Annotated in this window: 19 protein-coding genes and 1 pseudogene; 9 read left to right on the top strand and 11 right to left on the bottom strand. The window is 66.9% G+C overall.

Annotated elements, in window-relative coordinates; genetic code table 11:
* Window positions 1–81: 81 nt before the first annotated feature.
* The 3 genes from SY91_RS27640 to surE all read left to right on the top strand — a co-directional run bounded on the left by SY91_RS27640 (window position 82) and on the right by surE (window position 2088).
* Window positions 82–816, top strand: a complete 735-nt coding sequence (locus SY91_RS27640) for an AzlC family ABC transporter permease (protein ID WP_023477217.1) — start codon at window positions 82–84, stop codon at window positions 814–816.
* On the top strand, window positions 809–1117 hold the full coding sequence (locus SY91_RS27635) for an AzlD family protein (protein WP_023477216.1): 309 nt from the start codon (window positions 809–811) through the stop codon (window positions 1115–1117). The genes SY91_RS27640 and SY91_RS27635 overlap by 8 nt, the downstream gene beginning before the upstream one ends.
* Before the next feature lie 191 nt (window positions 1118–1308).
* Window positions 1309–2088 (top strand): 5'/3'-nucleotidase SurE, encoded by a 780-nt coding sequence (gene surE, locus SY91_RS27630; RefSeq protein WP_023477215.1) that lies wholly within the window; start codon window positions 1309–1311, stop codon window positions 2086–2088.
* Between the two features lie 88 nt (window positions 2089–2176).
* Here surE and SY91_RS27625 read toward each other — a convergent pair whose 3' ends face one another.
* From SY91_RS27625 to SY91_RS27595, 7 genes are all read right to left on the bottom strand, one after another.
* On the bottom strand, window positions 2177–2998 hold the full coding sequence (locus SY91_RS27625) for an SDR family NAD(P)-dependent oxidoreductase (RefSeq protein WP_023477214.1): 822 nt from the start codon (window positions 2996–2998) through the stop codon (window positions 2177–2179).
* A gap of 151 nt (window positions 2999–3149) precedes the next feature.
* The gene (locus tag SY91_RS27620) at window positions 3150–5828 is read right to left on the bottom strand and encodes a GH92 family glycosyl hydrolase (protein WP_023477213.1); all 2679 of its coding nucleotides are present in this window, start codon (window positions 5826–5828) and stop codon (window positions 3150–3152) included.
* Between the two features lie 64 nt (window positions 5829–5892).
* The gene (locus SY91_RS27615; protein WP_043888215.1) at window positions 5893–8385 is read right to left on the bottom strand and encodes a GH92 family glycosyl hydrolase; all 2493 of its coding nucleotides are present in this window, start codon (window positions 8383–8385) and stop codon (window positions 5893–5895) included.
* Window positions 8386–8718: 333 nt separating this feature from the next.
* Window positions 8719–9189, bottom strand: coding sequence for a cupin domain-containing protein (locus SY91_RS27610; RefSeq protein ID WP_023477211.1), 471 nt, complete (start codon window positions 9187–9189; stop codon window positions 8719–8721).
* Window positions 9190–9376: 187 nt separating this feature from the next.
* The gene (locus tag SY91_RS27605; protein ID WP_023477209.1) at window positions 9377–10729 is read right to left on the bottom strand and encodes a pyridoxal phosphate-dependent decarboxylase family protein; all 1353 of its coding nucleotides are present in this window, start codon (window positions 10727–10729) and stop codon (window positions 9377–9379) included.
* Window positions 10730–10749: 20 nt separating this feature from the next.
* Window positions 10750–11049 carry an ArsR/SmtB family transcription factor gene (locus tag SY91_RS27600; protein ID WP_023477208.1) on the bottom strand — a complete coding sequence of 100 codons (300 nt, stop codon included), beginning with the start codon at window positions 11047–11049 and terminating at the stop codon, window positions 10750–10752.
* Window positions 11050–11228: 179 nt separating this feature from the next.
* Window positions 11229–12110, bottom strand: a complete 882-nt coding sequence (locus SY91_RS27595; protein ID WP_023477207.1) for a LysR family transcriptional regulator — start codon at window positions 12108–12110, stop codon at window positions 11229–11231.
* A gap of 127 nt (window positions 12111–12237) precedes the next feature.
* Here SY91_RS27595 and SY91_RS27590 point away from each other — a divergent pair, with 127 nt between their 5' ends.
* A complete protein-coding gene (locus tag SY91_RS27590; protein ID WP_023477206.1) occupies window positions 12238–13275 on the top strand; it encodes an aldo/keto reductase in 1038 nt (345 codons plus the stop codon).
* Window positions 13276–13293: 18 nt separating this feature from the next.
* Here the strand turns inward: SY91_RS27590 and SY91_RS27585 are convergent, their stop codons facing one another.
* Window positions 13294–14958 (bottom strand): ABC transporter ATP-binding protein, encoded by a 1665-nt coding sequence (locus SY91_RS27585; protein ID WP_023477205.1) that lies wholly within the window; start codon window positions 14956–14958, stop codon window positions 13294–13296.
* A 224-nt stretch (window positions 14959–15182) separates the two neighbouring features.
* Between SY91_RS27585 and SY91_RS27580 the strand changes: the two genes are divergently transcribed.
* The 3 genes and pseudogenes from SY91_RS27580 to SY91_RS35240 all read left to right on the top strand — a co-directional run bounded on the left by SY91_RS27580 (window position 15183) and on the right by SY91_RS35240 (window position 16152).
* Entirely contained in the window at window positions 15183–15446 is a 264-nt protein-coding gene (locus SY91_RS27580; protein ID WP_043888214.1) for a helix-turn-helix domain-containing protein, read from the top strand.
* 2 nt (window positions 15447–15448) lie between these two features.
* Window positions 15449–15898 (top strand): annotated as a pseudogene (locus SY91_RS35615) (HipA N-terminal domain-containing protein); the annotation flags it as partial.
* Window positions 15899–15972: 74 nt separating this feature from the next.
* Complete coding sequence (locus SY91_RS35240; protein ID WP_023477203.1) at window positions 15973–16152, top strand: hypothetical protein; 180 nt, start codon at window positions 15973–15975, stop codon at window positions 16150–16152.
* Window positions 16153–16189: 37 nt separating this feature from the next.
* On the opposite strand, the gene SY91_RS27570 is transcribed toward SY91_RS35240, so the two are convergent.
* The 3 genes from SY91_RS27570 to SY91_RS27560 form a co-directional block, all read right to left on the bottom strand.
* Window positions 16190–16915, bottom strand: a complete 726-nt coding sequence (locus SY91_RS27570) for a class I SAM-dependent methyltransferase (RefSeq protein WP_023477202.1) — start codon at window positions 16913–16915, stop codon at window positions 16190–16192.
* A gap of 121 nt (window positions 16916–17036) precedes the next feature.
* Complete coding sequence (locus SY91_RS27565; protein ID WP_023477201.1) at window positions 17037–17456, bottom strand: type II toxin-antitoxin system VapC family toxin; 420 nt, start codon at window positions 17454–17456, stop codon at window positions 17037–17039.
* The gene (locus tag SY91_RS27560) at window positions 17456–17707 is read right to left on the bottom strand and encodes a type II toxin-antitoxin system Phd/YefM family antitoxin (protein ID WP_043888212.1); all 252 of its coding nucleotides are present in this window, start codon (window positions 17705–17707) and stop codon (window positions 17456–17458) included. Before SY91_RS27560 ends, SY91_RS27565 begins: the two co-directional genes overlap by 1 nt.
* A gap of 184 nt (window positions 17708–17891) precedes the next feature.
* On the opposite strand from SY91_RS27560, the gene SY91_RS27555 reads away from it, so the two are divergent.
* Window positions 17892–18896: a hypothetical protein gene (locus tag SY91_RS27555; protein WP_043888210.1), complete on the top strand. Its 1005-nt coding sequence runs from the start codon at window positions 17892–17894 to the stop codon at window positions 18894–18896.
* 541 nt (window positions 18897–19437) lie between these two features.
* Window positions 19438–20247 (top strand): TlpA family protein disulfide reductase, encoded by an 810-nt coding sequence (locus SY91_RS27550; RefSeq protein WP_043888208.1) that lies wholly within the window; start codon window positions 19438–19440, stop codon window positions 20245–20247.
* Window positions 20248–20362 lie beyond the last annotated feature (115 nt).

Raw genomic sequence — 20362 nt, 5'->3', positions numbered from 1 at the left:
CAAATTTTGAGAAAAATCTGGCGACAACGCAACCCGATTCGAGTCAAAAAAGCAGACAATCCCTCCCCCGAAGGAGGAGTGATGAGCAGTAGCGTTTCAACGTCGTCCGGGCTTCGCGACAAGCCCGCCTATGTCGCCGAGATGGGTCGCGGTTTGCGCGCGGCGCTGCCCGTCATGCTGGGTTTCGTGCCGTTCGCGCTGGTGCTGGGCGCGCAGGCCGCGCAGAAAGGGCTGAGCCTGTTCGAGGTGCCGATGATGACGGGCCTGAACTTCGGCGGCGGCTCCGAATTCGCGGCGATCCATCTGTGGACGTCGCCGCCGCACATCGCGCTGATCGTCGCGATGTCGTTCCTCGTGAATTCGCGCCACATCCTGATGGGCGCCGCGTTCGAGCCGTATATCCGCCGCCTGCCGTGCCGCCGCGCGTTCGTCGCGCTGTTCTTCATGTGCGACGAGAGCTGGGCGATGTCGCTCGCCGACGCGCGCGAGCGCTCGGCCACGCACATCAGCGTGCCCTATTACGCGGGCATCTGCATCGGGCTCTACCTGACGTGGATCTCGATGACGACGCTCGGCGCGGCGGTCGGCCCGACGATCGGCGACGTCGAACAGTACGGCTTCGACATGGCGTTCACGGCCGTGTTTCTGGTGCTGCTGCGCGGGATGTGGAAAGGGGTGCGCGCGAGCGGTCCGTGGTTCGTGAGCCTCGTCGTCGCGGCGGCTACCCATCTCGCGCTGCCCGGCGCGTGGTACGTCGCGGCCGGCGCCTGCGCGGGGCTGATCGCCGCACTGCTGTGGGAGCCGCGCGATGCCTGAGCTTCCGGATTTCGGCACTGTCGCGACGATCGTGCTGATGGCGTCGACCACCTACCTGTCGCGCATCCTCGGCTACGTGTTGCTGCGCAACCGCACGCTGAGCCCGCGGATGGCGTCGGTGATGGAGAACGTGCCGGGCTGCGTGCTGATCTCGGTGATCGCGCCGGCCTTCGTGTCGACGCGCCCGGCCGACCTGCTCGCGCTTGCGATCACGCTCATCGCGGCGACGCGCCTGTCGATCCTGCCGACCGTCATCGTCGGCGTCGTGTCGGCCGGCCTGCTGCGCTACCTGCTCGGCTGAACGGTTCCGGCCCGCCACACCGGCACGCACATTCCACGACACGACGAACGGGCGCACGATGCGCCCGTTTTCACGTCCGCGCCGACCGGCGCCACGGGCGCGACACGACGCCCCTCACGCCGGAGTGCTAGCCTTGTGGCTTGCGACATGCCGTACTTCCCCTGTCATTGCCCTTCACGAGGATCGTTCCGATGCAAGCAACCCGCCCGTTGTTCGACCGTGTCCTGCTCACCAACGACGACGGATTCGACGCTCCCGGCCTCGACATACTCGAACAGGTCGCCACGCAACTCGCCCGCGAAGTGTGGATCGTGGCGCCAGCCGAAGACCAGAGCGGCACGTCGCATTCGCTGAGCCTGCACGAACCGCTGCGCGTGCATCGCAAGGGCGAGCGCCGCTTCGCGGTGCGCGGCACGCCCGGCGACTGCGTCGCGATCGCGGTCAGCCACCTGATGAAGGGCGCGCGGCCCGACGTCGTGCTGTCCGGCGTGAATCGCGGCGCGAACCTCGGCACCGAAACGGTGTTTTCCGGCACGGTCGGCGCGGCGATGACGAGCATGCTGGTCGGCGTGCCGGCCATCGCGCTGAGCCAGGCCTTCACCGATCGCAACGCGGTGCCGTGGGGCACCGCGCTCGCGCATGCACCGGACGTCGTCCGCCGGCTCGTCGCGGCCGGCTGGGACAGCGACGCGTGCCTCAACGTGAATTTCCCGCCGCGGCCGGCCGACGACGTGCGCGGCCTGAAGGTGACGAACCAGGGCGCCGGCACGCTGCAGGGCGTCGAGATCGTGTCGGGACGCGATCCGCGCGAGATCGACTATCACTGGCTGAAGCTCGCGCGTGCACCGCGCGACGACGATGCGGATTCGGAAACGGTCGCACTGGGCGAAGGGTATATCTCGGTCACGCCGCTGAAGTTCGAGCGCACGCACGATCAGGCGCTCGCACGGCTGCGGTCGAACCTCGGCTGATCGATCGCCCGCTCGAACAACCCCCGGCGGCGGCGCATACGATGCGCGCGCCGCCGGTTCACCGCGTCAGCCGTCGCCCGTCACCCCATCAAGTCAGGTTCAACCCGCCGTCGAGCATCACGATCTCGCCCGTCACGTAATCGGAGGCGACGAGCATCGCGACCGTCTGCGCGATATCGTCCGGCGTCGCCGCGCGACGCATCGGCGCGCGCTCGCGCCAGAGCTGCTGCGCGTCCGTCCAGTCGGCGGTCAGCGGCGTGTCGACGAGCCCCGGCGCGACCGCGTTGACGCGAATCGCCGGTGCGAGCGTGCGGGCGAGCAGCCGCGTCGTGTGATTGAGCGCGGCCTTCGCGGCCGCATACGGAATCGACGCGCCCTTCGGCCGCACGCCCGCATGCGAGCTGACATTCACGACGCACCCGGCCCGCCCGTGCGACGCCGCTTCGCGCAGCGCCGCCTCCGCTTCGGCCACCAGCCGGAACGGCGCGATCACGTTGATTTCATGCATCTCGCGCCACACGTCGGGTGTGGCGGCCGCGAGGTCGTCATGCGCAATCACGCGGCTGGCGCCCGCGTTGTTGACGAGCACGTCGAGCCGCCCGTGCACGGCGAGCGCATCGCGGATCAGCCGCACGCGCTCGGCATCGTCGGCGAGATCGGCCTGCACATATGCGCCGCCGAGTTCGCGTGCCATCGCCCGCCCGGTGTCGGCCGAGCTGCGCGAATGCAGGATGACTGCGTAGCCGTCGGCCGCGAGACGCCGTGCGACGGCCGCGCCGATCCCCGACGTCGAGCCGGTGACGAGCGCGACCGGCCGATGCACGCGCGCCGCGCGCGGCTCGCCGGCGGTTTCGGTTTCAGGTGCCGTTTCGGCAATCGGGGCAGACATCGGCGGAAGCGGCGCGTCCATGGCGTGGAACCCTGTCAGTGGCGTTCCCGCATCATAAGCGCGACGGGGCACAGGACCGAAGCGCAATCGATCCGGCCCCTTCCTGCATGCCGGCGGCGCTGCCCGATGAATCGGGCTGCGCTACCGGCGCGCCATGACGGCGCACGTGCTGCTACTGTGCGCGGGCCGTGCCGCCGGTCGCCAATAGCGACGGCCCCAGCGCGCTGTTCGGGTCCTGACCGTTCCACTGACTGACCCACGCATCGTTCGGCGTCGAGCCCATCACGAAATCGAGCCTGCCACCGGCCCTCATCTCGTCATAGGTGATGTAGGGCCGATGCAGCGGCGTGCCGTTCAGGCTGACCGACTGCACGTAGCGATTGACCGACGACGGCGCGGCGCCGGACGCCGTATGCGCGGTGATCGTGAAGCGTCGCGCGTCGCCGAACTTCAATGCGCCGCCGGCCCCGCCGCCCGATGCGGCCGGGATGTCGATCGATGCTTCCTCGAACAGCGGCGTGCCGAAATAGAACACGCCGCCCACCGGATTCAGCGAATAGATGCCGAGCGCGGACAGCACGTACCATGCGGACAACTGGCCGCAGTCGTCGTTGCCGGGAATCGCCGCATCGCGCACGCGCCGTGGATCGTTCAGCGCGGCCTTCAGGCTGTCGCTGCTCAGCAATGCACGATCGCCGGCCGTGAGCGTCAGCGAGTACATGTCGTCCATCACCGTGCGCACGCGGTCCTGCGTCTTCGACGGCATGCCGGCGACGTCGTACAGGTACGGCAGGTGGTTCGCCGGTTCGTTGCCCGCGAAGAACTGGCCGCTGCGGCCGGTCAGGTCCGGGAAGCCCTGGTTGTACTGGAAGGTCAGCGGGTTGGCCGGATCGAACGTGCGGTCGAGCTGCGCGACGAACTGGCTCTTGCCGCCGAGCAGCGCGACGAGACCCGGGAAGTCGTGGAAGATGTTCCATGTGTCGACCCACGAATTCGATTCGGAGAAGTCGGTTTTCTCGGCGGCCGTCGGATCGAAGCCCGCGACCCAGTTGCCCTGCGCGTCCTTCGGCTGCGAGAACTTCCAGCCGTTGTTCGGCACCGGGTTGAACACGTTCCGGTAGTTCTGGCTGCGCGTCAGATAAGGCTGGTAGTCGGCCGTGCCCTTGCCGGCCGCCTTGCCGACCGCGGCCGTCGCCCAGTCGTCGAACGCATAGTCCTGCGTGGTCGACACCGATGCGTTGTCGCCCGCATGGACGTAGCCGCGCTGGCGATACTGGTCGAAGCCGTGCGCGCTCGCGCGCTGCGTGGTCGTCAACGCGGTCCAGATGTCATCGATGCCCGCGCTCGTCAGGTGCTTCAGGTACGCATCCGCGATCATCGGAATCGACGGGTGGCCGGCCATCGTGAAGGTTTCCGTTTGCGCGAGCGGCCACACCGGCAGTTCGCCCTTGCCGTTCTGCGCGAACTGCGTGAGCAGCGACTTGACCCAGCCGTCGACGCGCTCGGGCTGAACCAGCGTCATCAGCGGCGCCTCGGCGCGGAACGTGTCCCACAGCGAGAACGTCGACGAATAGTCGAAGCCCGGGTTCGCATGCTTGCTGGTGGTCGGCGGCGACGTCGTGCCGTCGTTCGACGAATCCATGCCGACGTAGCTGCCGTCCGCGTTGTTGTAGACCGTCGGCGCGAGCATCGTGCGGTACAGCGACGTGTAGAACATCGTCCGCTGGTCGGCAGTGCCGCCCTTGATCCGGACCCGGTCGAGCGCGGCGCTCCACACGCGCTCCGCCGCGCCGCGCACCTGGTCGAACGACTTCGTGCCCACTTCCGCCGCCAGATTGGCTTGCGCATCCGCGATGCTCGACGGCGAGATGCCGACCTTCACCGTGACCGCGCCGCCATTACCGCCGTCGGCGAACGTCAGGTACGCCTTGAAGCCGTCCGCGCTGAACGCGACGTGCTGCGTATCGAACGGCTTCGAAAACCGCGCGACGAAATACGTCGGCTTGTCGTTCGCCCAGTTGTTCGTGAACTGCCAGCCGGCGATCGTCTGCGCGTCGACGACCTGGATCTTGCCGCTCGCGGTCGAGCCGCCGATCGGGTTGTCGATGCTGACGATCATGCTGCGCTTCTGCCTCGCCGCGCTCGGGAAATACGTGTAGCGATGCACGCCCGCGTGCGTGGTTGCCGTCATCTCCGCGAGAATCTTCGCGCCCTGCACGTTCCACGGCGTGTTGCCGCTGCCGACCGGCGCCAGCTTCACGCGGTAATAGCCGGGGCTCGCGGTTTCGTCGTCGTGGCTGAACGACGCGTCGTAGGTGATCGACGCATCGGCGGCGACCTTGGCCAGCGTCGCGGTGTCGACCGGCGCGAGCGTCGGCAGGAACCGCACTTCACCGCCCGAGCCGATGCCGGTGCCCGACAGGTGCGTATGCGTGAAGCCGGTGATGAACGGATCGTCGTACTGGTAGCCCGACGTACGATCCCAGTTCCACGGCAGCGTATGTGCGCCGCCGGTCGTGTCCGGCCCGAGCTGCACCATCCCGAACGGCACGGTCGCGCCCGGATACACGTGGCCGTGGCCGCGCACGCCGCTGCTCCAGTCCGCATTGATGTCGAGGTTCGCCGTGCCGATCATCGGATCGACGCTGCGCAGCACGGCGCGCTTGCGGGCGTCGCCGTGCTCGCCCTGGTCGTTCTGATCACCCTGGCCGTTCTGGTTGCCTTGATCGTTCTGGTTGCCCTGTGCGTTCGACATCTGCGCGAGCACGCTCGCGTCCGTCGAACCCTGATCGCCCCCGCATCCCGACAACACGGCAAGGCACCCGATACCCACCACGTGACGTAGCTTCATCCGTTCGTCCCTCCCTCTCTCTGCGTCGATTCTGTCGGCAAGAACCACTCGTTACGCCTCCGGCTTACCGAGTGCCGGCCGGCTGCGGGAACGACGGCATCGCGGCCGCATCGGTGCCCCACGTCGCGGCGCTCGCATCCGCCGTCATCGCATACGTCAGCTTCCCGCCCTTCGCGATGTGCTCGAGCGGCAGCCACGCGGCGGGCCACGACGTGCCGTTCAGCGTCAGCGACTTCACGTAGAACGATGCGCTGTCGCCCGAACCCGCGCCCGGCGCGGCGATGTGCAGTAGACGGTAGCTGCCGTCCTGCTGGCCGACGCGCACCGTGATCTTCTCGAACTGCGGACTCGACAGCGCGACGCCGCTCACGCCCGGCACGACCGGGTAGAGACCGAGCGCGGCCCACACGTACCAGCCGGACAGCGCGCCAAGATCGTCGTTGCCCGGCAGCCCGGCCGCGCCGGCGCCGAACTCGTTCGCGAGCGACGCATGCAGCACGCGCTGCGTATGCGACGGCGCACCGGCCCACGCGTAGACCCAGGGCACCGCCATCGTCACTTCGTTGCCGACGTAGAAATACGGCTGCTCGGTGCCGATGTTCAGGTGCGTGAAGAACGTGTCGAGCCGCTTGACGACCGACTCGGCGCCGCCCGCCTGCGCGATCACGCCGGCGAGGTCGTGCGGCACGTACCACGTGTACTGCTCGGAATTGCCTTCCATGAAGCCCGACCCGTCGGTGACCCACGCGCCGGCCGACGTCTTCGGCTGGATCGCGCTGCGATCGAACAGGTTTTGCCAGTTGCCGCTCGACTTCAGCAGCGTGCTGGCGGTCGCCGTGTCGCCGAGCGCCGTCGCGAAGCGCGACACCGCGAAATCGCGCAGCGCGTATTCGAGCGTGTTCGACGCGGTCTGGTTGTCGCCGCTGCCCGACGCCGGCACGTAGCCGAGGTTGTCGTAGTCCGCGCGGCTGCCCATCACCGGCGTGCCGGCGCACGCGGCGCCCGGCGCGGTGCTGGACTTCATGATCGACAGCGCGGCCTGCGTATCGAAGTGCGTCGCGCCGAACGCATACGCGTTCGCCGCAATGATCGAACCCGCGTCGCCAGGCATCACGGCCGTCTCCGTATTGAAGTACGCCCAGCGGGGGAACGCGCCGCAGGCCTTTGCATCGAGCACGAGCGACTGCACGATGTCGCTCGTGCGCACCGGATCGAGCAACGCCTGCAACTGGATGAATGAGCGGTCGATGTCCCAGCCGGAGAAATTCGCATACATCGTGCGGCCGTTTTCGACCTGACGCGTCGGCGCGCTCGATGCGTCGTTCGACGCATAGAAATCCGGATACTGGCCGTTCACGTCGTTGAACACGTTCGGATGCAGCGACGCGTGATACAGCGCGGTATAGAACTTGGTCTTGTCGGCATCGCTGCCGCCCGTGACCTGGATCGCGTTCAGGCGGGCATTCCATGCGGCGCTCGCCGCGCGGCGCACCTTGTCGAAACGCCAGTTCCGGTCGCCTCGCGCATCCGTTTCCGGATTCTCCGCACGCAGGTTCGCCTTCGCATTCGCTTCGCTGACGAACGAGATGCCGAGCTTCATCATCACGTCCGGATGCTTGCTGTCGACATTGAACGTCAGCGTGACGGGGTGGTCGTTCGACAGCGCCGGCTTCGCCGCGAACGGCCGGCTGAATTCCGCGTAGTAGTAGACGGGCACCGCATGTCCGGCCCAGCAGAAGCCGCCGCCCGCGATCGTGCCCGACAGCGCGCGATCGTCGACCTGGCTGACCGTGTCGCTCGTCGTGCCTTGCGCGCGGTTGTTCAGCACGGTCGGATCGATCGCGATCGTCGCCTGCTGGCCCTGCGCGAGCGCCGGGTACGTGAAGCGCGCGAAGCCGGTGCGCACCGTCGTCGTCAGTTCGGCCTTGATGCCGTTGCCGAGCGTGACGCCGTAATAGCCGGCCTGCGCGGTTTCATTCGCGTGATCGAACGCGGCTGGCGTGCCGGCGTCGCCGGGCGCGAGCTGCGGCATCACGTTCAGATAGCCGCCATTCGCCCAGCAGCCGGTGCCGCTCAGGTGCAGGATGCTGAATGCGGTGATCGACGCGTCGCCGTACCAGTAGCCGCCGGAGAAGCCTGAGCCGTCGCCCTTGCGCCCGTCGTATTGCGCTGTGGGTGTCATCGGGCTCCACTGCATCATCCCGAACGGCACCGTCGGCCCGGGGAACGTGCCGCCGCCGAGACCCGAGCCGACCGGGTCGGCCGGCTGGTCGGTCGCGTAGTCGGTGCCGATCAGCGGGTTGACGTACTGGACAACGCGCATGTCGGCGTTTTTCTTCGACGCTTCGGTGCCGTTGCCGCGTTCGTTGTCGTTATCGTTGCTGTTGCCGTTGCCGCTGTTGCCGTTGCCGCCGTTGCCGTCTTCGTTGCCCTGCGACTGCGCAGACGTCGACATGTTTGCCGCCACGGCCGCCGGCGAATCGCCATCGCCGCCACATGAAGCCACGGCCACGCACAGCGCCAGCAGCGCCGCTCCCAACCCCCAGTTCCTCGACATCGCCTGTCTCCGTTTCGTTCTTGAATCAAGCCATTGGTTCGAACTACTTAGCTTTCAATCAGGAATCTTTTCGTGACTTGTCGCCTACCCGGGCAGTCGGTCGAAAATGCCGGGCGCGTGTATTTATTTCCGTATGCCGGTGTCCGGAAAAGGATGTGCCGGCATGTCGAAATACCGGCGCCCGGGAACGGACAATGGGCACCAGCGTGCCCAAATAAACGCGTTTTCTCTACCCCGTGTTTTTACGAATTTTTATTTTGTTTATCTAAACAAAAGGCGGTTGATTCGATTTTTATATGGAATCCGTGGTCGCTCCTGCTTGCGAGAAGCGAATCATTCGCTGGATCGCTGCAGCTCGACATAATCCTCGAGCTCGCCCGCGATATAAAGCCGCTTGCCGACGCGCGGGTATTCGCACACGTCATGTTCGAGCCGCTGCCCGCCGACGAGCAACTGCAGCGGCGCATCGCCGGTATTCTGCACCGTATGCGCTTCGCCGCCGCGCGGAAAGCCCAGAAAATCGCCGGGCCCGATTTCACTGGCGTGCTCGCCGATCGTCACCGTGCCGGTGCCGGACAGCACGTACACGAATTCCTCTTCGTACAGGTGACGGTGATATTCGGCCGATTCGTGGCCGGGCATCAGCATGAGCAGATGAACGCCGAATTGCGTCAGGCCGGTCAGGTCGCTGAGCTGCCGCTTCAGACGCACGGCATTGGGATTGAGCGAATGCACCTCGCGCGATGGTTCCATCTTCGCGATATCGGCGGCCTTCAGCAGTTCCCGGGGAAAGGGAGTCGACATGGGGATCTCGCAAGCGTGAATGCTGCTGTTTTCTGTTGGACGCGATGCCGGCGCGGCCCGCGCAGCGGCTATTGTCCGATATTTTCACGCTTGCGGAGGTGTCGCGATCCCGCCGGGCGCATCGCACTTCATCGACTGTCATAACGTTGCTTGCGCAACCGTTACGACCACGGACGACGTGTGACGCTCAACCCACGTGCACGCCGCGCAGCTTCGTCAGCAACGCGACGAGCCGATCGACGTGCGCGTCCTCGGTGCGCCACGACGATACGCTGATCCGGAACGCGGGCCGCCCTTGCCACACCGTCGCACCGAACCACACGTCGCCCGACGCCTGCGCGGCTTCGAGGATCGCCGCCGTTTCCTCGTCGGTGCCGGCGCGCACGAGCACCTGGTTCAGCACGACGCGGTTCAACACGTCGTAGCCGGCCGCACGCAAGCCGTCCGCGACGCGCGCCGCCTGCGCGCAATGCCGCTCGACCATCGTCGCCACGCCGGCGCGGCCGAGCGAGCGCAGTGCGGCCCATACGGGAATGCCGCGCGCGCGTCGCGAGAATTCGAGGTTCAGGTTCTTCTGCGCATCCTGCGCGCCGCTCAGGTAGACCGCGTCGCTGTTCATCGCGGTGGCGAGCGCGGCCGCGTCGCGGCAGATCACCATCGCGCCGTCGTACGGCGTGTTGAGCCATTTGTGACCGTCGGTCGTCCAGCTGTCCGCGCCGTCGATGCCGTCCGTCAATGCACGCTTCGACGAGGCCCGCGCCCACAGGCCGAACGCGCCGTCCACGTGCACCCATGCGCCGGCCGCCTTCGCAGGCGGGATCAATGCCGCGAACGGATCGAACTCGCCGGTGTTCACTTCGCCCGCCTGCACGCAGAAGATCGTCATGTCGTCGAGCGGCGGCAACTGCGCCGGGTCGATCCGGCCGTGTGTATCGACCGGCGCGACGACGATGCGCTTCATCCCGAAGCCGAGCACGCGCAGCGCCTTCTTCACCGTGATGTGCGCAAGCGCCGAGATCACGACTTTCACCTCGGGCGCACCGATCAGGCCGTCTTCATCGATATCCCAGCCCTTGCGCGCGAGCAGCGCCCGCCGCGCGGCCACCAGCGCGACGAGCGTGCAGGCCGTCGCGCTCGTGCCGAAGCCGACCGCGCTGCCTTCGGGCAGTCCGAGCGCATCGACGACCCAGCGCGCGGCCTGGCGCTCGAGCGTCGCGGCGACCGGCGAATTCGCGTACGACGACGCGCACTGGTCCCACGCGAGCATCAGCCGCTCGGCCGCCGCCGCGGCCGGCAGCGTCGCGCCGATCACGAAGCCGAAGTAGTTCGGGCCGTTCGATGCGACCGTCGCGGGCGTACCGTGCTCGTCCAGCAGGCGCAGCACGTCGTCCGCCGGGCGGCCCGTATCGGGCAGCGGCTCGTCGAACGCGGCGAGGCCGGCGAGTGCTGCCGCATCGGGAAACGCGCGCCGTTCGTTCGTTGCTGCCAGATACGCGTGCGCGCGCCGGTCGGCGTCGGCCAGCAGTGCCAGTTCGTCCATGTCGGGTGCCTCGGTCAGGGTCAGAGTTGCGAGAGATCGCGGCCGAGCTGCTGCAGCGCGCCGTCGATCCGCTTGTAGTACGTGAACTTGCCGACGCGGGTCGCCTGCACGAGGCCGGCATCCGCGAGGATGCGCATGTGGCGCGTGGTCGTGGCCGGCGCGATGCCGAGCTTCTCGGTGATGTACGTACAGCACACGCCGAGCTCGTCGAAGTCGCCATGCGGCTGCGGCGGGAAATGCTTGCGCGGCTGCCTGAGCCAGCGCATCACGGCCAGACGGCTTTCGTTGGCCAGGGCGCTGATGCGAGTGACGTCGTCCATCGGGATTCGGATTCGTTTGACGTTTTGAATATTAGCTAAATGACGAAATGTGGGCAAATGATTTGAAGAACGATTTTCGTGCGTGATGTCGTTCGTCGGTATGCACCTTCGGCATTCGCTGCGATCGCGGCTGAATCGTCGTTGCAACGTCTCGCAGGCCGCGCGCAGGCAACGTGCTGCTACGCCAGCGCCTCCGCCAGCCGGTCGATCAACGCCCGCACGCGCCGCGGCTGCGCGACGCTGCCCGGATAGACGATCTGCAGATCGACTTCACCCGGCGAGAAGTCGCGAAGGATCTCGACGAGTAAGCCCGAGGCCAGATCCCGTTCGACGTCGACCAGCGACTTCAGCGCGACGCCGTGCCCCGCGATGCACCACGCGCGCACGAGCGCCCCGTCGTTGGCGACGCGCCGACCGCGCACCACCACCCGCTTCAAGACGCCGTCGATGCTGAACGGCCATTCGGCATACAGCTCCTGGCCGAAGCGCATCACGATGCAGTCGTGCGAAGCGAGTTCGTCCGGATGTGCGGGCGTGCCATGCGCGGCGAGATACGCAGGCGATGCGCACACCACGCGCCGCGCCCGGCCGAGCGAACGGCTGCGCAACGAACTGTCCGCCAGCATGCCGCGGCGGATCGCGAAATCGAGCCCCTGCCCGACGAGGTCGACATACCCGTCACCGAGATGCAGGTCGACCGTCACACCCGGATGTTCGGCCAGGAACGCGTCGACGACGGGTACCACGCGCTCGCGCCCGAGATCGGCCGGTGCGCTCAGCCGTACCGGCCCCGACAGCGTCTGCACGCCCAGCCGCACCCGGTTTTCGAGTTCGTCGGCCTCGGCCAGCAGGCGCCGCGCGCCGTCCGCCAGCGTGCGCCCCTCGTCGGTCAGGCTGATCGCGCGCGTCGTGCGCGTGAGCAGCGCCGCGCCGTAGTGGCGCTCGAGCGCGGTCAGCCGCTCGGATACCGTGGCCGGCGACAGGCCGACCTCGCGGCCCGCCGCGGCCAGCCCGCCCTTCTCCACGATGCGCAGGAACAGCGCGAGGTTGTCGAGCAGCATTGTTCGCTCCTTCCGAAGGATATTTTCGCCATCTTCTGGATTATCCGGGAAAGGCGCAAACGGTACATTGGTCGCCTGACGATCGACGCGCGGCCGCGCCGCGCTCACACGACGAAAGGAACCGCACATGGAATACCGTACGCTCGGCCGCTCCGGCCTCAAGGTCCCCGCCCTGAGCTTCGGCGCCGGCACCTTCGGCGGCACCGGCCCGCTGTTCAGTGCATGGGGCAATACCGGCGTCGACGAAGCGCGCCGCCTGATCGACATCTGTCTCGAAGCCGGCGTCAACCTGTTCGACACGGCCGACGTGTATTCGGACGGCGCGTCCGAGCGCGTGCTCGGCGCCGCGCTCAAGGGGCGTCGCGACCAGGTGCTGATCTCGACCAAGACGGGTCTGCCGACCGGCGACGGCCCGAACGACGCGGGCACGTCGCGCGCCCGGCTGGTGCGCGCCGTCGACGACGCGCTGCGCCGCCTCGACACCGACTACATCGACCTGCTGCAACTGCACGCGTTCGACGCGGGCACGCCGGTCGAGGAAGTGATGTCGACGCTCGACGATCTCGTGCGCGCGGGCAAGCTGCGCTACATCGGCGTGTCGAACTTCGCCGGCTGGCAGATCATGAAGTCGCTCGCGGCGGCCGACCGGCATGGCTGGTCGCGCTACGTGGCGAACCAGGTGTACTACTCGCTCGTCGGCCGCGACTACGAGTGGGACCTGATGCCGCTCGGCGCCGACCAGGGCCTCGGTGCGCTGGTGTGGAGCCCGCTCGGCTGGGGCCGGCTCACCGGCAAGATCCGGCGCAATGCGCCGCTGCCCGCGGGCAGCCGCCTGCATGAAACGGCCAGCTACGGGCCGCCGGTCGACGACGCGCGCCTGTACGACGTGGTCGATGCGCTCGATGCGATCGCGGAGGAAACCGGCAAGACGGTGCCGCAGATCGCGCTGAACTGGCTGCTGCAGCGGCCGACCGTGTCGTCGGTGATCGTCGGCGCGCGCAACGAGGAACAGTTGCGGCAGAACCTCGGCGCGGTCGGCTGGGCGCTGACCGACGCGCAGGTCGCGACACTCGATGCGGCGAGCGCGGTGGAAGCGCCGTATCCGTACTTCCCGTATCGTCGGCAGGCGGCGTTCGCGCGGCTCAATCCGCCGATGCGCGGGTAAGTCGTCGAGGTACGGGCATCAGGCCGGCTCGCGTGCCGCGCCAAGCCGCACGACCTTGTCGGTCGGCCCGATGACCGAGCGCCGGTGCGTGATCGCGATTACCGTGACGTCACGGGCCAGCAGCCGCACGTGCTCCATGATGTCGCGCTCGGTGGCTTCGTCGAGCGCGGAACTCGCTTCGTCGAGAAACAGCACTGTCGGATCGCCGTACAGCGCGCGGGCGATCGCGATGCGCTGACGCTCGCCGCCGGACAGTTTCAGCCCACGCTCGCCGACCGTCGTGCGAAACCCGTCCGGCAAGCCCTCGATGAACGGCAGGATCGTGGCCTTCGCGGCCGCGTCGCGCAGGCGCTTCGCATCGCGCGGCCGGCCGAGCAGAATATTGTCCTCCAGGCTTTCGTTCAGCAGCACGACATCCTGCGGCACGACGGCCACCGCGCCGTACCAGTCGGCACGATCGATCGTCGCGAGATCGACGCCGTCGACCAGAATGCGGCCATCGGTCGGCTCGATCGATTTCAGCGCCAGCTTGAAGACGGTCGACTTCCCCGCGCCGGTTTCGCCGACGACGAACGTGATGCCGCCGCGCTCGGCCACGAAATCGACGTCGCGCACGCCGCGTCCGTTGCCGTACGCATAGCCGACGCGCTCGAACACGATGCGCCCTTCTCGCGGCACGAATGCCGACGCGTGCGAGACCTGCCGCTCCTCGGGCGCCGTCCATAGCGCGGTGAACGGCACGAGTGCCGCGCGGGAGCGCACACTCTCGTCGATCGAGCGCGCGAGCATGTCGAACGGCAGGTTCAGTTGCAGCAGCAGCGTATTGAACAGCACGATGTCGCCGATCGACAGCGCGCCGGCCGCATGACGCGGCAACAGCAGCCAGAACGTGACCGAGAACTGGATCGCGAGGCCGAGCCCCAGCAGCGCGAGAAAGCCGACATGCTGCATCACGTACGCGCGCCAGTTGTCGCGTTCGGCGCGCGCCTTCTCCGCGAAACGCTCGCTCATCCAGCGATGGCTGCCGAAATGCCGGAGCGTTTCCATCGCGTTGATCGCGCCGCCGACGAACCGCGCATTCTCCTGCCCGGCCTCGATCGCGCGATCGAGGTACACCCGCGAGCGCCGCGCGGACACGATCGCGATCGTCACCGCGATCGCGCCATACACAGCGGTGATGGCCGCCACTTCGAGGTTGATCAGCGCGCCCAGCGTGACGAGCGTGAAGACGATCTGCAGCGTGCCGGGGATCAAGTCCATCAGCGCAAGCTGCACCAGCACCGACAGCGCCCGGCTCCCGCGCGTGTTCGCGCTCTGGATTTCCGCCGGATTGTGCTCGACGAAGAACGCCGTGGTCTTCTTCAGGATGCGCTCGAAAAAGCGCGTGCTGGTGATGAATCCGAGATTCCCGGAACTCATGAAGGCAAGGTACTGCACGACGCGTTGCAGCGCGCTGGACAGGCCCATCAGCACCGCGTAGACCACGAAGCCCGCCATGAGCGCGTGCGGCGCGCCGCGATGCGACAGCACGTCGATCAGGCGCGAGAACAGATAGGGCGCGGCGACGGCAGTGACGCTCGATAGCACGACGACGGCCGCGACCGTCAGCAGCATTCGGCGATCGGCCTTCCAGTAGGCGCGCAGCACCTCGGTGATCGGATTCGGCGCGTGGTGTGCGTTCATGGCACGAGAAGCCGGGCGCGGCCCGGACGGCGACTGACGGCGGAAAAGTCTAGCAGAGTGAAAGGCTGCGCGTTGACGCGTCACGCAGTAGCCCACGGGCCACAAAACCAGTCTGTCCGTCTTGATTTGTAGCCCTCGGGATACAATTTTTCTGCATGCGAATTTGTAGCACAAGGGCTCCAATATTAGTCAACGCGGCAATTTCGGATGCCCTGGAGCTACAAATGACGACATTGGCAGATGTAGGAGAAATGCTGAGAGAGGTTCGCCATTCCGCGGGACTTTCACAAAAAGAACTGGCCGAGCACGCCGGTGTCGCACGTACGACGCTTGCACGCATGGAGACGCTGGCGCGAGGCGACATGAGCGTATCCGCGCTCGTTCGCCTTCTCGAGGCTGCCGGCTATGACCTGCGCGTGGTGAAGCGGGGACACGGGCGCACGCTAGACGACGTGCTGGCCGAACAGCGCACGATGGGAGACGCGTGATCATGCGGCTTCACGTGTACGTGAAGGGCAAATACGTTGCTCATCTCTATCGCCAGGCCGACGACTATGCATTGCGCTACGCCGCAGACGCCCTCGACGCCGATTTTGCCAGTTTGATCATGCCCGTTCGCGATGATGCCTGGATTTGGCCTCGCGACCTGCATCCCTTCTTCCGGCAGAATCTGCCGGAAGGATTTCTCCTTCAAGTGATTCGCGAGGAGTTCGGGCCTTATCTCGACGGAACCGATCTTTCGCTCCTGGCCATCATCGGCGGCTCCGGCATCGGCCGCGTAACCGTCACACCCGAAAGCGGTACGCCAGGCGGCAAACTCGATCCGCTCGACCTGAAAAGCTTGCTGCACGAAGACATGACGACCGCACGCTTCGCGGACCTTGTTCGGTACTACGCGCGCGCGGCAATTTCCGGCGCCGTCCCCAAATTCCTCGCGCCGAGTCCCCTTCGACGGGAAAAGATATCGTCGAAGCAGCAAAAAACGCAACGCGATGGCATTGGATCGCCAAGCAGATGCTGCACGCATGGAACGAAGGAATGGGATCGCTCCGCAGCGCCAAACCGCAGGTCGTACTCAAAGCGCTCACGCCAGTCATCGAGGCCGCCGGTTTTTCAGACGCCGATCAGGCCGATAACGCGAAAGCGATCATTGGTCGCTCGGAATTGCTGGCAAATCACGACAAGAAGCACTGACGTCCGCCCAATTCAATCCACCCGAGCACGGCCGCGCTCACCCCAGCGGCCGCGCCTTGATCCACAGAAACAGCGGCACGCGCGCCCACTGCTTCAGCTGATCCGTGTCGGCATGATCGGGCGGCGGCTCGCGCAGCGACACGATCGCGAACCCGGCCGCTTCCAGCGCCTCCATGTACGCCTGCAGCGGCAGCGACCAGCCCGCGAAGTGCATCGACAGCCCGTCGCGCGTTTCCACGCCGTCGAAATGCTCGCGCCCGAAATAGCTGCCCGTCAGCACGAACGGCGCATCGGGCTGCGGCCCGGCGAAGCCGCCGCGATCGCGAAACGGATGCACGATCGAGATGAACAGCGTGCCGTCCGGCTTCAGCACGCGGCGCGCCTCGCGCAAGGCGCCCTGCATGTCGTCAAGGTCCATCAGCACGTTGTACGCCATCACGAGATCGAAGCTGGCCGCGTCGAACGGCAGCGCCGCCGCGTCCGCCAGCCGATAGCGATGCGCGGAATCCGCGTGGCGCGCGGCGTCGAGCATCGCGGGCACCGCGTCGCTCGCGGTCACGTCGTAGCCGAGCGCCTTCAGTTCGCGGCTCACGCGGCCTTCGCCGCAGCCGATCTCCAGCGCGACGCCGGCGCCGCGACCGATGTAGGCGGCGAGCCCCGCGCGATATTTCCAGAACGCATCGTGGCCGGGCTTGCCGGCCCAGTCGATCCATTGGTCGGCGACTCGCGTCCAGTGTTCGGTAATGGCTTTCGTGTCGGTCATGCGTACTCCTGCCCGGTATGCATCGTTGGCTCAGGATGCGCATGGCAAGCCGAAGCGAATCGGCACGCGCTTGCATGCAAGCGGCATCCGATTTCCCTCGTGAGCACGCTGGTTGTTTCGCTCAATCCCACGGATTCAGGATCGCGACACCGGTTTCAACGAAATCGGCAACGTTGCGCGTCACGACCGTCATGCCGTGCACGATCGCCGTGGCGGCAATGAGCGCGTCCCGCTCGGATCGCCGGTCCGGCACATGGAGCCGTGCGCATCGTTGCGCGACAGCAGTATCGACCGGTAACACGCGACCAGCGAACTCGGGCAGGACGTGCCCGTCAAGCCATGCCCTGAGCAGCGCGCCCTGCTCCGCATCTCTGCGCTCGATCTGCAAGACGCCTGTCTCCAGCTCCATGATCGTGATCGCCGAGACAAACAGCACCGACGCATCGACGGTCGAACACCAGGCTGCCACGTTCCTGTCCGCCTTGCCCGCCCGCACTTTCCGGAGTTCCGAAACCACATTGGTATCGAGAACGAACATCATCAGAAATTGACCTCCTTGATCTTGACGTTCGCACGCGGCGGGTCGAATTCGATGTCCTCGACACCTGGCATGGCGAGCGAGTCGGCAATGTTGCGCCGCTCCCGGGTGAGACGCTGGTATTCCTCGAAACTCAGCAGCACGTGGGCAGGCCTGCCGCGGTCGGTGATAAACACGGGGCCGTCCTTTGTCGCCTTCTTTGCCTTGGTCACGTCCTGGTTGAGCTCACGACTCGAGAGTGTGGTGATGGTCACGATGAACTCCTGGAAACCATATATGTAGGTATGTTACTACAATATATGGCTGCGTGTCATTCCTCACGCTGCGCGGCGGGTTCCTCGCGATACCTGTAGCAACGTCCTACAGTTACGAGAAACGCCCCGCACCGCCGCGCATCGCCCCCGCTCGACGATGCGTATCAGATTCCGAGGAAAATCCATGCCGAGCATCCTGGCCGCGCCTGCCCATCTCCCCCCGAGCCCCGTCGCAGCGGAAACGCGCATGGTGCACGACGTGGCGACGCTGAAGCTGTCCGACTACCGCTCGGCGGACGGCGCCTCGTGGGTCATCTCGACGATCACGCCAGCCGCGGACAGCGGAGAGAAAGTCACCGGCACGACGTATTTCGACACCGCGAAAGGCCAGACCGTGCCGGTACCCGACGCGCGCCGCCGCTATGCGAATCGCGGCACGTGGCAGGTCGTCGCGAGTTCGAGCCCGGCGGTGCCCGCGACGGGCCGCTACGACTGGCTCACGCTCGCGTGGCTGCCGATCAACCGGCGGCCGCTGCCGCAAACGCCCGAGCATCTGTATTCGCCGTTCATTCGCGGCGGCACGATCGTCTATCGGTGGAATCCGTCCGCGGAAGGCGGCGAGCAGTTCGGCAACGTGCGGATGATCTTTCCGGAGTGGACGCAGCAGGTGGCCGATGCGTTGCGGTCCGCGCCCGCCGCGGTGCAGGACGGCGCATCGTCGGCCCCACAACCGGCGCTCGACCGCCTGAAAGCCGACACGAACCCGATGACCGCCGTGTTCGACTTCGGCGATGCGCTGCGCGACGAACCCGTGGAACCGATCATTGCGCGGCTACCCGCGCTGCTGCGGGTGAAGGACCGGCATGAACTCTCGGCGATCGTGTTCCTGTGCCTGTCCGCAGCCCGCGACGAAGACCGGCCGCGCTTCGTCGAAACAATCAACGCGACGATCGCGGGCACCGACGACCGCGCCCGCCTGCTCGCGATCGCGTATGGCGCGTTCGCGGCCGGGCGGACGCAACCGGTTCCATTCCCCGACAGGACGCTGAATGCGCTCATCAACGATGTATTCGGTGCGCTGAGACAGCGGACCGCCGCGCTCGGCGTGCCGGTCGTGCAAGGGTCGCCGTGGTACGAGTTCTTTACCGCGTATCGGCTTGGCGGTGCAGGTTCGGGCAAAGCCCCGTAACGCACGGCCTCGCGCGTGCGAACGAAACGAACGGCCAACGCACGGCGCGACAGCGGCCATCCGCGTCATCGCTCATGTCACGCACGCGTGAATACCCTGTGCTCGCATCTGGCAGCGGTCCTATTCCGTTAAATCAGCCGATATGCATCGGAGTGCGGCCGCGCCCACCGACCGCCACAAGGCATTCACGCGCGCACGCATGTCGATAAAAAGCGGCCGCTCCGAAGCGGAGCGGCCGTCAAGGAGAGATCCCTAGGCGGGATACCGGCGGACACCACACCAGACCGGCCTGCATATTGTTGATGAACGGTATGCCGTTGACCATCGGACCGGTCTGATTCGCGGTACGCTGGCGTGAACATCGCGCACGCCTGAGCTGCCCGGGCGCCTGTCGCGATCCGCAACACGCCGTTACGTTCTCCGACGGAACCCCCATGCGCGGCAACCGGTCGAAACGCCGCACGACCGTCGACGGCTCGATCGCCGCGGCGGACCACCGGCTCTCCCGTCCCGCTCGATCACGTCCACTCTTCCCTCTCTCATGCTGAGCATCGGTCCCTTCTCGATCCGCGTCGTCGCGGTAGCCATCGCCGCGCTGCTGGCGTGGCTCGTCGCGCGCTTCATCCAGCGCCGTCCGCCCGACGGGCATCACAAGACCGCGTCGAGCCTGATCCTCGACGTGCTGCTGCTCGGATTGATTGCGGCGCGGGCCGGTTATGTCGCGCAATGGTGGCCGGACTATGCGGCGTCGCCGCGCGCGATCGTCGCGCTCGGCGATGGCGGCTTCGACACGCGTATCGGTATCGCGGCCGCGCTGGTGTTCGCCGCCTGGCGGCTGCGCCGCCTGCCCGCGCTGCGTCGGCCGGTGCTGGCCGGCATCGTCGCCGGCCTCGGTGCGTGGGGGATCGCGCAAGGCACGCTGACGACGTTGCAGCGCGGCGCGCCGCCGCTTGCCGCGATGCCGCTCCAGGCACTCGATTCGACGCCCGTGATGCCGGCCGGCTTCGTCGGCAAGCCGGTCGTCGTGAACCTGTGGGCGACGTGGTGCGCGCCGTGCCGCCGCGAAATGCCGATCCTCGAACAGGCGCAGCGCGACCATCCGGGCATCACGGTGCTGATGCTCAACCAGGGGGAAAACGCGCAAGCCGTACGCGCGTTCCTCGAACAGCAGAGCCTGCGCTTCGATCACGTGCTGCTCGACCCTTCGCTGCACGCGATGCACGCGTATGGCTCGCGCGGGCTGCCGACCACGTTGTTCTTCAACGCGACAGGCGAACTCGTCGAATCGCACATGGGCGAGCTGACCGCCGCGCGGCTGAAGGACACCATCACGCAACGCTTCGGGAAATGATGCCCCGGGGATGACGGGAAGCGGCGCCACACCGCGTCGACGCAAACGGGTACGCCGATCGATACGTTCCTCGCCGAGCGCACGGCCACCAGCCACGCCGACGGCTTGCCGGTGC

This window comes from Burkholderia cenocepacia, assembly GCF_014211915.1.
Taxonomy (GTDB): Bacteria; Pseudomonadota; Gammaproteobacteria; order Burkholderiales; family Burkholderiaceae; genus Burkholderia; species Burkholderia orbicola.
Note: the sequence above shows the minus strand (reverse complement) of the source record. Positions and strands in the feature narration are given on the sequence as shown.